Source organism: Flagellimonas okinawensis (assembly GCF_029194005.1).
GTDB lineage: Bacteria > Bacteroidota > Bacteroidia > Flavobacteriales > Flavobacteriaceae > Flagellimonas > Flagellimonas okinawensis.
This window is the reverse complement of the sequence record NZ_JARFVA010000001.1, coordinates 105435-120152: the sequence shown is the minus strand read 5'-3', so window position 1 is coordinate 120152 and position 14718 is coordinate 105435. Positions and strand designations below refer to the sequence as shown.

Sequence of the window (14718 nt, the reverse complement as noted above, 5' to 3'; positions counted from 1 at the left end):
GCCATTATCCTTTCTTCCGTTCAATTTTCTCCAGTAACCAATCACACCAAGCATCTATTCCCTCTCCGTTCGTAGACGAAACTTGTAACACTTCTATTTCATGGTTTACCTCTCGCGCATCCTTGATTACGGCTTCTACTGAGAAAGGCACGTAAGGCAATAAATCGGCTTTTGAAACGACCATCATATCGCTGGTCAAAAACATTTTAGGATACTTTTTGGGCTTGTCATCACCTTCTGTTGTTGCCATTAAGGTAACGCGATAGTCTTCACCCAAATCGAAAGAAGCCGGACAAACCAAATTGCCCACATTTTCTATGAACAATAAATCAATATTCTCCAAGTCGAATTGGTCTAAAACCTGATGCACCATTTGAGCTTCCAGATGGCAAATACCTCCCGTTACTATCTGCAGGGCATGTATGCCGGTCTCCCGAATACGCTCTGCATCACGTTCCGTTTCTAAATCTCCGACCATCACGGCCATTGTTATTTTATCCTTTAGTTTTTCTGCGGTTTTCTGCATTAAGGTGGTCTTACCACTACCTGCTGATGAGGTTATGTTGATTAAAAGAGTATTGGTTTTAGCCATTTCCTTTTTAATAATATCCGCTACAAAATCATTTGCTTTGAGCAAATTGATATTAGTGTTCTCGCATTGCACAGTTCCTCGTGCCGCCTTTGTTGATTTATCTACGCTCATCGTTTTTTTGTGTTTATAAAGACCTAATGGTCTAGTCATCAAATTCTATTTTGTGAATCAACATTTCCTCCCCTTCGATTACATTTTTACTTGGTCGTTCGCAATTTTCGCATAGAAACCTGTAATTCTCCACATTGGTAACATGATCGCAAACTTCACATTGAATTTTCAATTGTGTCGATTCTATTTTCAAAGCAACGTTCTGAAATCTGCCATCCCTTAAATGATAAACATCATATGCGTTGTGTAGCAAACGCGGTTCTATGTTCGAAAGGATTCCCACTTTCAGGTGAATTGCTTTCATCTTCTGGAGTTTCTCAGCTTCAAACTCTTGTTCCAAAGTCGCAATAATGCTATTTACGATAGATGTTTCGTGCATAACCCTCCTAAATTAAACTTTTTACTTTTTCCAATTCTTGGAGATGCTTCTCAGCTTGTTCTAGTATACCAGCATCTGTCACCAAAGTTTTCACTTCCTCGGCTTTTTCCTTCATTTCTTCATATTTTTTCAACTCCTCCTCACTAGTTTCGTTATGTGTAAGCCATCCCAATTCCAATTGATTCATCAAGGTCAAAGCACGTTCAAAGGGATATGCTTCTGCCGTTCTCACCTCAAGCGCTTCCTCAAACAGACCAGCTGCTTTTTCAAGATTGTCATGAATTTTTGCTGGAGGAAAATGCATTAACGCTGTCGCATAATTATGACTTGCCATTGCATTTTCATACGGATACTTATCTTTTGTATAAAAAGCCAGAACTTCTTTGAAGGATGATGCACAAAAGGCCGTCCACATTGGTTTCTCGTCAGCACCTACCGGAATTTCAGAATAAATTAACGCCAGATTGTGATGTACATCTGCAAATTTCTGAGGATGTGTATCTCGCTTGAACACTTTCAATACATCCTGAAAAGCATTAATGGCTGCTTTATAATATTGAGGACTTCCATTCTTTGACCAAGTATATAATAGAATCGCTTTTTTGAATCCGGCCTCTCCCAAGAACTCCGGAATATCTTCTTCTTTAAAATATTGAATCGCTCTATTAATAAGTTCTTTGGATGCAACAAAGTCTCCCTTAAAATTGGCAATTTCTGTTGCATCGACCAACAACATTCCTGCCTGTATTTTCAGGTCTTTTGCTTCGAATTGAGCAATGGCCTTTAACTGCAGTTCATGAACTTCTTCTAACATTTGACTATCATAAGGCACTTGTAATTGTGCCATTAAAATTCCCGCTAAATGGGTATTCATTGCATTTTTGGCATCTTCTGAAATGGCAATTTCGAATTGTTCTTGCGCCAGTTGTTTTGCCTCCTGCAATTCACCAGAATCGAGAAGTAAATTTAGGTAGTGTTTAGCCGTAAATACCTTGACTTCATCATTTTCAGCTTTGGAAAGTGCTTCAGAAAACTCTTTTTTAAGTCCCTCATTGTTTTTGGGGTTTTCTACGACACCATAATAACTTAGAACTGCACTGTTGTGCGGCGATGTATTGTAACAAAAATCTACCATGTCAGGCGAAATCTCATAACCGAATTGCAAATGTGTTGCAATCAAAAGGTGGTGGTATAGCGGATGTTCTTCAGAAACAAACTCAAAGGCCTTTTGATGATTTCCAAGCTTATAGAAAACCAAGGCCAGTAGATTTTGCCTGTTAAATGGAGTCGCAGGAAATATATAAGGCGGTTCCAAATCATACCAATCTAAAGGAACTGTAATTTCATCCGATGCTACCACCAAGGTTTTCAGGTCATCTATAGTTTCAGCGTCCTCGGTTATGCCAACCAACTCATCCAATCTATCTACCGATGCAATCGCCTTCTGAACCTTTAGGATGGCATCAGTTGTTGTTAATATCGTAAGCATCTTTGTCTACTTTTTGTGTACCTCGTGGGTCTTTTGCAGCTGTTTGCTGTATATTTCTACCATAGATTTCAGCGAGTCGTTCCGAACGGTAATCACCGATAACTTGAACCAAAACCTCGTTAGGGTCTTGGGTATTTATAAATATGAGCGAAACCTCCCAACGTCCTTTTACAGGGGTAACCTTGTACTGCACCTCGGCATCTATTAGCCAGTCGTTTTTTGGTTTTGTCATGAGATACTCACCTTTATCAAATTCGTTTTTTCAATGATTTCATAATCCAAATCCCTGTCAGTCATATCTAAATCATTGTCTATCAATATCTCTCGAATAGCTAGGGTTTTATCACCTTTTAAATTACGTGATTTCAATAGAAACTGAGTCGGTTTGTACATTTTAACGAACCATTGACTCGAAACAGGAGTGATTAAAACCTTACTCTGCTCTTCCACATAGGTGACATACGCGTAATGAATGTCTCCGAAGATGGGTTGAATCAATTCATTGTCCAAATAAATATGTGAAGTCTTCAGGGTGATTTTAGCACTCACGTAGATATCTATAAATTTAATTCTTCCAAAATATGTTGTACGACTTTATCACCTGCTTCCTTCACCACGTCACTCAAATCAACTTCTAGCTTGGTATTTTCAATCGCCACTAAATACACTTGAATATCTTCTGGATACTCATCTTGTAATATTTTTTTCGTGTACGATAAAGCCTGGTCCCATTTCATTCCATGGAGAAAAACCATCGGGTCATCTTGAGGTGCTTTCATTACTTCTTCCGCTGGGACTTTAAACAAAGTACCCACAGGTTCATTGCTATTCAGAACTGCATCTGCCAAAATAATCTTATCATGGCCTTTTAAACCAAAAAGTACTTCAAAGGCAGCTGTACCCATATCGATAATGCTTATGTCGTCAGAATCGGGAAGTTTTTCCCGCAACTGTTCTATTACATAAATGCCTACTGCATCATCGCTGCGCACCGGATTTCCAAATCCCATTATTGCCGTTTTCATCTATTTTTCTTTCTATTAAAGTAAAAAACTTTCCCGAGGTCACCCTCAGGAAAGTCTCAAAAAAACTACATGTCAGAAGTTATAATTTGAATCTTGATAGCTCAACGCCACTTTGCGCATCATGGGCATGTACCGTACATACCAAACATGAATCGAAAGAGCGCGCTACAATACCTACTTCTACTGGATCTAATGGGTCTTCGATCGTTGTGCCCAAAAGAGCGGTCTCAATAGGTCCTGGATTATCATTACCATCTTGCGGACCAACATTCCAAGTTGTTGGGGCCATAACTTGATAGTTTTTGATAACACCATCTTTAATTTCAATCCAATGTGCTAAGGCTCCTCTTGCTGCTTCCGTAGCACCAAAACCTTTGCCGTCTTTCTCAACAGGTTTGGTGTAGAACTCACCATCTAAATCAATTTCAGATAACCATTGTTCAATGAATTTATAGATTCTAGGAGCTTCATGAACTCTAGCAAGAACTCTAGTGAATACGCTAGGCCCTAGCTTTTTCATGATATCACCAAATAAAGGATCTCTAATTTGATGTTCCTTATTATTTGGGTTAGCGTTCATAATCACCCTAGCCAACGGACCAGCTTCAGCAGCATGTCCGTCATAACGCGGAGCTTTTGCCCAGCTATATTGATTATCAAAGTCACTATCATGCAATGTCTGCGATTTCATAGGTGTCGGAAGCGGTTCATCCCAAGGGTGAAGCCCATCTTCTTGGTCTTTATACCACGAATGCTTAACGTGCTCGCTCACTTTCATGTGGTCAAACTCATGATAATTTTCACCATCAAAGAATCCACTTGAGCTAATTAAGGCGTCATTTCTACCTTCAATAGTTGGATTATTATATCTGTCTTTATGCAAGTATGTTCCTGTTGCTAAGAATTTACCAACACCTTGACCGAATTTATCCAAACCAAATTCGATACCCGCACGAATCAACAATCCCAGATCACTATTCTTTTGAGATTCATTTTCTTCGACCCACGCCAACATGTCGTCCCAAGATTTGATTTCCATATAACGCTCGATAGAGCAACCTAACCAAATCGGTTCTAACCAATCGTTTTTAAATTGTGCGAGTATAGCATGAGCTCTGGTAATATCCTTTAAGGTAGGAGCGCACATCACCCCACCCGGCACCATGTAACTTGAGTGGGGCCATTGACCACCGAACAAGGCATAAATCTGAACTGGCAGTCCACTTGCCGTCAATCCCTTTTGAAAGGTTTCTCCGACATAGGCGGACCAGCGTTTTACCACTTCCTTATATAAAGGTTTATCGGCATACTTTTTATTAGCTAAATCCGTGGCGAAAATCGCATAATACCATCTTGGGATACTTTGAAGGGTTTCCGAAGCCTGACCAATCGCTCTCAACAAAAGAGCATTTGGGGTTAGCTTTGTTCCCCAAGCAGTATCTAATGCCGAGGATGCACAATATAGGTGCGACCCTCCACAAATACCACAAATTCTAGGAGTAACAATGAGTCCCGATTGTGGATCCTTGCCTGCCATGATTTTCTCAAAACCCCTGAACATCGCTGCTTGCGTATGGGCGCGTGTGACTTTGCCGTTGTCAATATAGACCTTCACATCCAAATCGCCCTCAACACGACCAACGGGAGATATATTTAATTCTGTTACTGACATTTTTATTCTTTTTCGTTGCTATTATTTTGAACCTTCCTTAACCCTATGGTTTGTAGGTAATACTTTCTGGAAACCGGCCTCTAAATAGTAAGCCAATTTGTTCCTACCCTCTGGGACTTCTTTAGGAAATGTACCCATGTAATTCATGGTCTTAAAAACACTACCTTTCATAAGGTCGTGATGTGGAAAGCCAGGTTCGGTACAGCCCAAACAAGGATGATTAGCTCGGGTTTTACTAGATTGTCTGTTCCACAATATATTGTTACAACTCGCTCTTGTCATTGGGCCTCTACATCCAACCTCGTAAAAGAGGCATCCGTTACCCCTTTGGCCAAATCCACCATCGACTTTTTGTGCAAAGTTGACTACGTTGGTACAACCTGTCTGAACAAAGTCGGTAAAAAACGTTTTTGGCCTGTGGTAATCATCAATAAGCACATCGCCTATCCTTCCCACAGAAATCGCGACAAGAATTTGAGTAATCCAATCTGGGTGCGCAGGGCAACCTGGTATATTTATTACTGGCAAACCACCTTTTGAAACATAGTCAGGGCCCAAGAACCCACCCTTGTTCTTTTTATGGAATTGCATTCCAGTAGATTCACTAGGGTTTGGCGGAACTGCAGGTATGCCTCCCCATGTTGCGCAATCGCCAATAGCGACGACATAGCCCGCAACTTCTGAGAGTTCCTTAATCCAGTCCTTCATCGGACGGTCAGCGAATAAGTTCATGGTTCCTGTGTTATCCGGGCCTTGAATTATCGAGCCTTCAAAAACAAGAATATCCATCTGCACTTTTCCTGCGAGGATATCCTTTAATAGGTCTTGAACTTGGTCCCCAATCTGTAAACCGGTTGTTGGGTGCCATAAAATGTTTAGCCCGAAATCGGTAATAAGTTCTACCACCGTTGGTTCTTCGGCGTTCAAAAAGGACATTGTGTTGCCACTACATGCACCTCCTTGTAACCATAGTACATTTGCCATAAGTCATTTGATATTTATTTTAAAAGTAATGAAAATAAGAATATGATTCTTATTTAACAAAATTTTTAGAGTATTTTGCGTTATTTGGAATATATCTTAATTATTCATGACAACCTCTTAAAATAAAAAGTCTGTAAGCTAATTTAATTTCAGATGAACTAATTGAGTTTCATGAAAGGAACCTTTTTTGGCACAGAGATAATCGACCTATACAGCAAGTCCAAGGTTTTTGTCCATATCCAACTCAAACTTTCCATAGGGGTTCACATGGGCATGTATCAATGGGCTCAATGCACGATAATCTTCCTTGTCAAATCTTTCCATCCATCCGTTTTCGGCCACCACACGTTGTATCATAAGTGTATTGACATAGACCAGGCAGTTCTGGAGCAGATGTAATGCCAGTACCGACAGTTCCTGCTCTTCCAAACGGTTCGATGAAACCTCTCCACTTTTTCCGAAAAAGATGAAACCGTTCGCAGAGTTCCAATTCTCTATCACGTTCAGGCCCCCGTGTATTTCCCTCCGAACATTTTCATCGGCCAAGTAACGGCAAAGGAATATCGTTTTCACGGCCTTCCCCAATTCCTGAAGGGCCCTGTAGATCGGATGGCTTTCGTTTCCCCTAGTGAACCTTTTCAAAATCGATTCGGGGTCGGCCGTTCCCTGTTCCAGGGCGGCGGTGTATTTTACCATTTCATCATATTGCCTTTCTATGATTTCCCATTTAATGCCCCTATTTAGTATGGGCAAAAGGTTTTTGAGCTCTTTCTTTAGGGAAATATCCGGAAGGTAAAGTTTCTGTGAGGCGATGCTCTTCAACCTTGGCATCAGCTCAAACCCCAATAGCCTGCAAAAGGCAAAGGCGACCTCGCTCTGGCCATGGGTGTCCACAAACTGTTTTTCAACCTTCATATCGGTACAGTGCTTGAGCACCCCCTCTATCATATTTGCCACCTCAGAGGAGGAGCATTTCTTCAGTTGGGAATAGATACAGGTTGAGCGGGTGTCGACATGCCAATAGATCATTACACCTTTTCCCCCGTACCTTATGTGCCATTCCGTCATCAGGTTCTGGTCCCAAGAACCAAACTTCTTTGAATCCGAGGCACATGAGGTGGTGGCCTCGCCCCAAAGTTTGGTGTCCTTGACCAAGAATGTCCCATTGGCGACTTCCCTGATCGCCCTACGCAGGGAATCCTTATGGATATAGGCGTTCTTGACATGGCGGAGCTCCTTGTAACTGACTTGGTTGCCCGATGCCAGACGATTGAGCCCCATATTGGTTCCAAGGCCGTAGAGCACCAAAAGCAACCTTTTCCTGAGCTGTTCGGGCGACAACCGTTCCGAAGTCCTCACACTTTTGAACGATTTTGTAAAGCTGGACCAACTGTCCGCCTCGCGAAGTATATCCAAAAGGGAGGTCATTGGCCATTTGGATTGGACCTCTCCCTTGAGCGCACTTATATTAGGTGGATCCATGAGAGGATCCGAGGGAGAGAGTACGATATTCTTAACTCCCGACTGCCTTAACCTTACATATTTGTTGGATGGCAGGTTCTCGTTCAACATTCTCAATGCGGTCTCCATTTCTTCCTTCAGTCCGCTAGTAAACTCTGCCGGGTCGTTCTCAACGCCCAACCGGTCATAGTAGAATTTCCTGTTAATATTGAAATCCATGGGAACGTCCTCATCGGGATTACGGTATTTATCCGCCCCTTCCACCCATATCTCCTTGCACCGAAGTCGTTTTCTCAAAGCTTCGAGGACGGCTATTTCATAATCCACTCGGTCCATATCACCTTTGCCCATCCCTTTGATAAGTTTTATAAAACTGGGCCTGATAATATCCGATGTGGGAACCGAACCATCGGCAAGAGAAAACTTTGAGTTGTGTACTGGGTTCTCCATGAGCCAGTCGATGGCATCCAAGATGGGCGCGTGTGAATCATTATTTGACCTAAAGGTCAGACTGCCCAATATCTGTGGCACCATTCTCCGATAGTGGGAGGAATAACTGGAACGCACCAAGTTGTGTATCTCATTTTTAAAACCCTTTCCGGAATATTTGTGCTCTTTGACGATATCGGAGAGTTTCGCTTTGCTGGCAATTGGAAATATTACTTTGGTGATGGTGCCTTTAGGGTCTTTCAATGATGCCTTAGCAATTCGTGCCAAAAGTGTCGTCTTGCCATAGACCCGTTTCATTTCCTTTACCAATACGGTCTCCACTTTCTTTTTCGCCTTCTTTGATAGCTTTCCCACTAGGAGGATGAACAGGTCCACAAGGTCATCGATGATTTTCTGCCTTCTGACATAAAGAAAGATGCACATCAAGGTATCCCTTATGTATGGTGGGTGCCGCCTTATTTCCCAGGCCGACTCGGAGGCTATCCTTTTGTAAAGCCTTTCCCGAATCTTGGGATGTATCCCGCCGATTTCTTTTGCGGGCAATCCGCAGTCCTCGATAAACGACAATTTGTCCAGTTCGCTGAGAATGGTAGCTAGACTGGTACGGCCAGGGTCGGAACGAATCCAGGTGAACGAACCATTTTCATGTGGTTCACTTCTAAGGCAGCGGTCGAACAGTTCAGTCGTTCCTCTTCCCAAAAGTGAGGCAACATGGGTGAACAGCTTATTTTCAAAGTCGGCAAAGGCAGACGCTATTTCTCTGTAAAGGGCATTTTCCGGAGGACACTTTAACCTTTTCTCGAAATACCATTTTTTGGCAAGATCGTTCGCCTCTTCCTTTTGGATGCCTGTCGGGAACAATTGGTCGCACATCAAAAATCTCAATTCTTGTTGGTCGACTGCGCCTGGACGTCCAATTTTTAAGAACATCAGAATCTCTGAACGGTGCCTTTTGGCCGTACTTGACATCCAATTATAATCTTTCAAAATCGATGGATTCGTATGTAATTGGGTACAGAGATGATCGATCAAATCAGATCTTATGTCCTTTTCTTTCGATATGAAGGCACCGGTTTCCGAATAATTCTTTAACTGCAGTGCAAATGCCAGTTTATGTGGGTATCTCTTGTTTTTAAGTAGTTCTGCTTCGTCGTAACTTATAAACCAGTTTGTGCTTAAATTGTCTTCCATTTTTGACTTTTTGACAATTTAAGGATTATGCTAAATTACCAACCCTTGTATTTATGGGGCTTATGAGCTGAATTGATACTTTTCGTAGCTATGAGGTCACTACCCCTAATAGGTTGTTTTTTATTGGTCATAGTTGGGGAGCACAAGAAGGTTGGTGTTTTTTGCACGAGGAAGATTTGGCCGATGGATTTATTTCAATGGAAACAACTATTGAATTCAAAACAGATCTAACAGAGATCCAAGAAAAATGGCCTTATGTATACGATGCCATCAAAATAAAGAAGAACAAGTTCACCATTCCATTATTACTTTTTGCAGCAAAGGAAAAAGAAACCAATTTTAATTTTTTTAGAAGTGTAGGAACTGCGAAAACCTTTTATGCTTCTTATTTAAAGCCGTTTACGCATAACAGTTACACTTCATTCTACATGTCGAGATATTTTTCGCCAAAAGAAGTGGAAAATCCTGATTCCGAAGTACTATTGAGTCAAATTAAAGGGTATTCTGAACATTTGAATTTAATGTTTGACTTTTTGGAGACCATTAGAACAAATACGGAATTAAATATGGAGAATTATGACGCATTTCAAATTGAGCAAGAAGATTGACCAGGTAATTTAAAGTATAGGATGTCCTTTAAAAAAATAATGTTGTACCTAATATTGGCCATCGCCCTGTTTATTGGCTTCTGGCACCTTATTATCACGCGCAAAATAAACCCGGACCACATATTTGTTAAAAGAATGGACCCAATTGCCTTTACGCATATTAGTATAAGTAATTTTAGTGGGAGAATCAGGATTTCACCTAAGATTGGAGATAATTTTCGTTATCGAGCTTCGGGAAAAATAAGTTACTCCATTAATAATGGTTATAGATTGCCATATGGTGAATTCAGTTTTGAAATTGATGATCAGGAAAACATCATACTCAATGACCTTGTACGCCAACAATCCATGTTGATCGGCAAGATCGATGAAAAAACTTATAATGAGCACTTCGGAACAGATTTGTATCGAGTTAGGTTGCCCGAGGAATATAAAGGCCAACATGAATATACTAGAGGTTTGTTCCCTTATTATGTTCCTATTCAATTTACCATGATGACAAGTGGTGGAAACAAATACAGTCATCAAGAACGGACCATAATAACATCCCCTAAAGGGGATACCCTCCTACTCTACCAAAATTATGGGCATATGGACAGTGGTGAGAAATCTGGAATATTCGGGAAATAAGACAAAAGCATACCTTTTAATTACTGTATTCCTTGTAATTTTATATTGTAAAAAAAACAGGGATATGGAAAGTGAATGGCTAAAAATGTGGAACACCAAATTTGGTCAAACAGATTATGCTTATGGCACACAACCGAATGAATATTTAAAGGAAAAATTAAACGAGCTAAAAACTGGTTCCATTTTGTTCGCCGCCGAGGGAGAGGGTCGAAATGCAGTTTACGCGGCGCAAAAAGGATGGAAAGTTTATGCTTTCGATATAAGCGAACAAGGACAGCAAAAAGCTCTTAAACTTGCGAATAAAAAACAAGTTTCCATTGATTATAAAATTGGTGAACTACCAAATCTTGGATATCAGTCAGAGCAATTTGATGCCATAGCGTTGATATATTCCCATTTCCCGCCGGATATTCGTCCTAGCTACCATAAACTGCTGCATGATAGCTTAAAGAAAGGTGGTGTGATAATTTTCGAAGGTTTCAGTAAGGCGCATTTAGCGTACAAAAAAGAAAACCCCAAAGTAGGAGGACCTGGAAATTTGGACTCTCTATTCTCTATTGAAGAACTTCAGCGGGATTTTGCAGATTATGAAATAATGGAGCTCCAACAAACTACGGTAGAACTCAATGAAGGTGAAGGACACGTAGGAACGGGGTCCGTAATCCGTTTTTTTGCAAGAAAGAAATAATTATACCGCTTTACTCCGCGAATTTTGAATATCGGCCATATTCTTATTGGCCCATTGTGCCAATTCCTGAATAATGGGCATTAAGCTCTGCGCACGCTGCGTGAGCGAATATTCTACTCTTGGTGGTATTTCTGGATATGCTTTTCGTTGTACCAAACCATCAACCTCCAATTTCTTTAAAGTTACGGTCAACATTTTTTGTGAAATGGTACCAATATATTTATGAATCTCATTAAATCTTAAAACCCCCATATCACTTAACAACATCAACACCAACATAGACCATTTGTCTCCAAAACGATCTAGTACATTACGAACCGGGCAATGCTCTTCATCTGCATAGTTTTTCACTTCATTTTCCATAACTAACTTAAAATCAGCATTAATTACTTAAAGGTAAGTATCTGAATTTCAGGTTTGTTCTTGTTGAAAAGTAACTAACCCATTACCTTTGACTTACCAAAAGTAAGTAAATAACTAAAATAAATTATAAAATGGCAAAAATATTGATTACCGGTGCAACCGGAGGACTCGGAGGAGCAACAGCAAGATTTCTAAAAGATAGAATAAATGTGGCGGACATTGCTGTATTGGTTCGGGACAAGGAAAGCGATAAAGCAAAAGCTTTGGCTGAACTTGGTTTTGATCTCAGAATTGCAGACTATGACAATCTTGATGGTTTAAAAGAAGCTTTTAAAGGCATTGAAACCTTATATTTTGTATCTGCCAGTGATATTGGCAAACGTATTCCACAACACAAGAATGTTGTAGAGGCGGCAAAAGCATCCCAAGTCAAGCATATATTGTATACCAGCACCGTACGCAAGGATGAATCAACTGAAGCACCATTGTTCGCTGTAGTTGATGCCCACGTAAAAACCGAGGAATGGATAAAGGAATCAGGTATTACTTATACAATTCTTAGGCATAACCTGTACGCCGAAGTCATCCCCATGTTTTTAGGAGAAAAAGAACAGCTTTTACAGTCAAAAACCATTTACCTGCCAACCGGTGATGGGAAAACATCATTTGTTCCGCGTAAAGATTTTGCGGAGGCGGAAGCTATTATCTTATCTGATACAAGTAATTATGAAAATAAAATATTGGAGTTTAACGGGAGCGAACAAACAAGTTTTGAAGATGTTTCAAAACTATTGAGTACTACCTTGGATGAAACTATTGATTATGTTTCCCCTGAAGTAGATGAGTTTAAAAAAACCATGGCCTCCTATCAATTGCCAGAGGATATCATTGGAATGCTGACCATGTTCAGTTTGGGTATTGCCAATGGTGAATTTGACCAAAAATCAGATGATTTGGAGAAAGTTTTGGGCAGGAAAACCCAGTCAATCAGTGATTTCTTGGAAGGTTCTTATGCTTAGTGGAGACCCAAAGACATACTAACAACCCAAGGGAATTTCTTGGGTTGTTATTTAAATAAATGATTATCAGTGTGTTGACTTTTTGAGTCAATAATTCTATGGAATGCATCAATTAAAGGGATAGGACCATTCTACTTTCGTGACAACTTAAAATTCCAAAATATGAATATCATGAAGAAGAATGTAATGTTGATCGGTGCTCTGTTAATAGGAATCACCTCATTTGCTCAAAATACCAATAATGTTCAACTCGGTGTTCGCGGGGGTACCAACTTTGCTACTGTGGCCGGTGACAACTATGATAGCCCGGACTCAAGAACTTCCCTTTACCTAGGACTTTTGGCGGAAGCTCCATTGTCCGATCATGTATCCTTACAACCAGAGGTTTATTATTCTGCTCAGGGATTTGATATCACCGATGAGCCCGACTCACCAGATGCACAATTCAAAGTGGATTATATCCAAGTTCCTGTACTGCTAAAATTTTATATAGCTGATGGACTAAACCTACAGGCTGGTCCACAATTTGGATTTAAAGTGAACGAATCGTTGGATTTTGCCTCAGGAGAAGATTCAGGAAGTTTTGATACGGATTCCATTAACAGCTTTGATTTTCAGGGAGCCGCTGGGGTTGAGTACAAATTTCCTTCAGGATTTTTTATCCAAGGAAGATATTCCTATGGATTTTCTGAAATGATAGAAGATGTTGACATCCACAATTCCGTATTTTCAGCTGGGCTTGGATTTATGTTTTAATCATTAAAAAAATATTGAAAAAGAAAATCAAAAACTCCATCTGTTATTAGATGGAGTTTTATGGTTTGGGACAGTAATTAAAGGCTTGTTCCTTTTGGCTTTGATTTAAGTATGGCCGAACTTTGCATTTACTATGGAATTGAAAAAGAAAATCGGTGACGAGCTCTCTCTGTTCTTCACTTTAAGACAGACATCCAAAAAATGGTATATTCCTTTATTGGCCGCAATTTGCGTAGGTATACCCTTATTGGTTGGACTATATTTTGAAAACTTAAGATTAGGGTTAATGGGGAGTTTGGGCGGATTGGTTATCCTGTATTTACCGGAAACAGGCTCCCGAACCAATCGTTTTGTGACCATTTTGGTTGCTTCATTTGCTTTTATCATTTCATTTTCCGTAGGCCAATTTTTTAGTTTTCATCCCGTTGCTGCAGTAATTGCCATGGGCCTGTTTACCTTTATAGTGCATTGGATCGTATTGGTTTACAAGACCTCTCCACCGCGTAGTTTTTTCTTTATCATGATTGCCGCGCTATCCATTTGTCAGCCCTTTCATTTAGAAACCATTCCAACCAAAATAGGTGCATTGTCTCTGGGAACCATGTTGGCTTCCATTTTGGCTACCATACACATAATTTGGAAAACAAATCCATCCGATAATCCAGAACAAGATAATTCGGAGCCATCGGTTTTCACAAAGAACGATTTCGCTGATATTTGGGAAGCCATAGTTATGGCAGCCTTTATGGCAGGTGGAATGGGTATTGGCTACCTGATGGGATACCAAAATCCCTATTGGATTCCCGTATCGACCGCAGCGGTAATGCAAGGTGCTTCACTCTATCATATTAGACAAAAAACGGCCTATCGTATTTTAGGAACCTTTGTTGGGCTTGGACTATGTTGGTTGCTTTTAACTTTTGTGGATACTCCTTTGGAAATTTGTGTTTCCATTATAGTACTCCAGTTCATTATTGAATTGCTTATAATCCGGCACTATGCACTTGCGGTAATCTTTATTACCCCAATGACGATATTTCTTTCAGAGGCAGCTAGTCCATTAATGGCAAGTCCAAAGGATTTGATAGAGCTTCGTTTTTGGGAAATAGTTATCGGTAGTGTTTTAGGTGCCTTTGGAGGTTGGATGTTGTACAAGGAAAAAATACGTTATACCACGCTACATGGGCTTAAGCGAATAAAAGTCACTATGGAAAAAAGAAACAAAATCCTATAAGCTCAGAATTTCACCTTTGGTATGCGCCGAAAATAGCATAAATTGGTTATCTCTCTTAATAGCCAA

Annotated in this window: 16 protein-coding genes; 6 read left to right on the top strand and 10 right to left on the bottom strand. The window is 40.3% G+C overall.

Annotation, left to right across the window (positions count from 1 at the left end):
* Nucleotides 1–4 precede the first annotated feature (4 nt).
* From hypB to PY091_RS00560, 9 genes are all read right to left on the bottom strand, one after another.
* Nucleotides 5–703, bottom strand: coding sequence for a hydrogenase nickel incorporation protein HypB (gene hypB, locus PY091_RS00600; RefSeq protein WP_072878679.1), 699 nt, complete (start codon nucleotides 701–703; stop codon nucleotides 5–7).
* A gap of 31 nt (nucleotides 704–734) precedes the next feature.
* Complete coding sequence (locus PY091_RS00595; RefSeq protein ID WP_036382147.1) at nucleotides 735–1082, bottom strand: hydrogenase maturation nickel metallochaperone HypA/HybF; 348 nt, start codon at nucleotides 1080–1082, stop codon at nucleotides 735–737.
* 7 nt (nucleotides 1083–1089) lie between these two features.
* Nucleotides 1090–2571 carry a hypothetical protein gene (locus PY091_RS00590; protein ID WP_072877979.1) on the bottom strand — a complete coding sequence of 494 codons (1482 nt, stop codon included), beginning with the start codon at nucleotides 2569–2571 and terminating at the stop codon, nucleotides 1090–1092.
* Nucleotides 2546–2803, bottom strand: a complete 258-nt coding sequence (locus tag PY091_RS00585) for a hypothetical protein (protein ID WP_036382140.1) — start codon at nucleotides 2801–2803, stop codon at nucleotides 2546–2548. The genes PY091_RS00590 and PY091_RS00585 overlap by 26 nt, the downstream gene beginning before the upstream one ends.
* Nucleotides 2800–3120, bottom strand: coding sequence for a hypothetical protein (locus PY091_RS00580; protein ID WP_051947244.1), 321 nt, complete (start codon nucleotides 3118–3120; stop codon nucleotides 2800–2802). Before PY091_RS00580 ends, PY091_RS00585 begins: the two co-directional genes overlap by 4 nt.
* An 8-nt stretch (nucleotides 3121–3128) precedes the next feature.
* Entirely contained in the window at nucleotides 3129–3596 is a 468-nt protein-coding gene (locus PY091_RS00575) for a hydrogenase maturation protease (protein ID WP_036382137.1), read from the bottom strand.
* Nucleotides 3597–3675: 79 nt separating this feature from the next.
* Nucleotides 3676–5268: a nickel-dependent hydrogenase large subunit gene (locus tag PY091_RS00570; RefSeq protein WP_036382135.1), complete on the bottom strand. Its 1593-nt coding sequence runs from the start codon at nucleotides 5266–5268 to the stop codon at nucleotides 3676–3678.
* A gap of 21 nt (nucleotides 5269–5289) precedes the next feature.
* Nucleotides 5290–6252 (bottom strand): NADH-quinone oxidoreductase subunit B family protein, encoded by a 963-nt coding sequence (locus PY091_RS00565; RefSeq protein ID WP_275647817.1) that lies wholly within the window; start codon nucleotides 6250–6252, stop codon nucleotides 5290–5292.
* A gap of 207 nt (nucleotides 6253–6459) precedes the next feature.
* Nucleotides 6460–9354 (bottom strand): Tn3 family transposase, encoded by a 2895-nt coding sequence (locus tag PY091_RS00560; protein WP_116183696.1) that lies wholly within the window; start codon nucleotides 9352–9354, stop codon nucleotides 6460–6462.
* Between the two features lie 161 nt (nucleotides 9355–9515).
* On the opposite strand from PY091_RS00560, the gene PY091_RS00555 reads away from it, so the two are divergent.
* The 3 genes from PY091_RS00555 (at nucleotide 9516) to PY091_RS00545 (ending at nucleotide 11280) form a co-directional block, all read left to right on the top strand.
* Nucleotides 9516–9962, top strand: a complete 447-nt coding sequence (locus PY091_RS00555) for a hypothetical protein (protein ID WP_275647816.1) — start codon at nucleotides 9516–9518, stop codon at nucleotides 9960–9962.
* A gap of 39 nt (nucleotides 9963–10001) precedes the next feature.
* Complete coding sequence (locus PY091_RS00550) at nucleotides 10002–10592, top strand: hypothetical protein (RefSeq protein ID WP_275647815.1); 591 nt, start codon at nucleotides 10002–10004, stop codon at nucleotides 10590–10592.
* A gap of 64 nt (nucleotides 10593–10656) precedes the next feature.
* Nucleotides 10657–11280 (top strand): class I SAM-dependent methyltransferase, encoded by a 624-nt coding sequence (locus tag PY091_RS00545; RefSeq protein ID WP_275647814.1) that lies wholly within the window; start codon nucleotides 10657–10659, stop codon nucleotides 11278–11280.
* On the opposite strand, the gene PY091_RS00540 is transcribed toward PY091_RS00545, so the two are convergent.
* Complete coding sequence (locus PY091_RS00540) at nucleotides 11281–11643, bottom strand: winged helix-turn-helix transcriptional regulator (protein WP_275647813.1); 363 nt, start codon at nucleotides 11641–11643, stop codon at nucleotides 11281–11283.
* A gap of 131 nt (nucleotides 11644–11774) precedes the next feature.
* On the opposite strand from PY091_RS00540, the gene PY091_RS00535 reads away from it, so the two are divergent.
* The 3 genes from PY091_RS00535 to PY091_RS00525 all read left to right on the top strand — a co-directional run bounded on the left by PY091_RS00535 (nucleotide 11775) and on the right by PY091_RS00525 (nucleotide 14652).
* Complete coding sequence (locus PY091_RS00535) at nucleotides 11775–12662, top strand: SDR family oxidoreductase (RefSeq protein ID WP_275647812.1); 888 nt, start codon at nucleotides 11775–11777, stop codon at nucleotides 12660–12662.
* 171 nt (nucleotides 12663–12833) lie between these two features.
* Nucleotides 12834–13418 (top strand): porin family protein, encoded by a 585-nt coding sequence (locus PY091_RS00530; RefSeq protein ID WP_275647811.1) that lies wholly within the window; start codon nucleotides 12834–12836, stop codon nucleotides 13416–13418.
* 133 nt (nucleotides 13419–13551) lie between these two features.
* Nucleotides 13552–14652: an FUSC family protein gene (locus PY091_RS00525; RefSeq protein WP_275647810.1), complete on the top strand. Its 1101-nt coding sequence runs from the start codon at nucleotides 13552–13554 to the stop codon at nucleotides 14650–14652.
* The last annotated feature ends 66 nt before the right edge of the window (nucleotides 14653–14718 follow it).

Bases quoted from the DNA above. Each gene is read 5' to 3' on its own strand.
- hypB (WP_072878679.1), bottom strand. From the start codon at position 703: ATGAGCGTAGATAAATCAACAAAGGCGGCACGAGGAACTGTGCAATGC.
- PY091_RS00595 (WP_036382147.1), bottom strand. From the start codon at position 1,082: ATGCACGAAACATCTATCGTAAATAGCATTATTGCGACTTTGGAACAA.
- PY091_RS00590 (WP_072877979.1), bottom strand. From the start codon at position 2,571: ATGCTTACGATATTAACAACAACTGATGCCATCCTAAAGGTTCAGAAG.
- PY091_RS00585 (WP_036382140.1), bottom strand. From the start codon at position 2,803: ATGACAAAACCAAAAAACGACTGGCTAATAGATGCCGAGGTGCAGTAC.
- PY091_RS00575 (WP_036382137.1), bottom strand. From the start codon at position 3,596: ATGAAAACGGCAATAATGGGATTTGGAAATCCGGTGCGCAGCGATGAT.
- PY091_RS00570 (WP_036382135.1), bottom strand. From the start codon at position 5,268: ATGTCAGTAACAGAATTAAATATATCTCCCGTTGGTCGTGTTGAGGGC.
- PY091_RS00565 (WP_275647817.1), bottom strand. From the start codon at position 6,252: ATGGCAAATGTACTATGGTTACAAGGAGGTGCATGTAGTGGCAACACA.
- PY091_RS00560 (WP_116183696.1), bottom strand. From the start codon at position 9,354: ATGGAAGACAATTTAAGCACAAACTGGTTTATAAGTTACGACGAAGCA.
- PY091_RS00550 (WP_275647815.1), top strand. From the start codon at position 10,002: ATGTTGTACCTAATATTGGCCATCGCCCTGTTTATTGGCTTCTGGCAC.
- PY091_RS00545 (WP_275647814.1), top strand. From the start codon at position 10,657: ATGGAAAGTGAATGGCTAAAAATGTGGAACACCAAATTTGGTCAAACA.
- PY091_RS00540 (WP_275647813.1), bottom strand. From the start codon at position 11,643: ATGGAAAATGAAGTGAAAAACTATGCAGATGAAGAGCATTGCCCGGTT.
- PY091_RS00535 (WP_275647812.1), top strand. From the start codon at position 11,775: ATGGCAAAAATATTGATTACCGGTGCAACCGGAGGACTCGGAGGAGCA.
- PY091_RS00530 (WP_275647811.1), top strand. From the start codon at position 12,834: ATGAAGAAGAATGTAATGTTGATCGGTGCTCTGTTAATAGGAATCACC.
- PY091_RS00525 (WP_275647810.1), top strand. From the start codon at position 13,552: ATGGAATTGAAAAAGAAAATCGGTGACGAGCTCTCTCTGTTCTTCACT.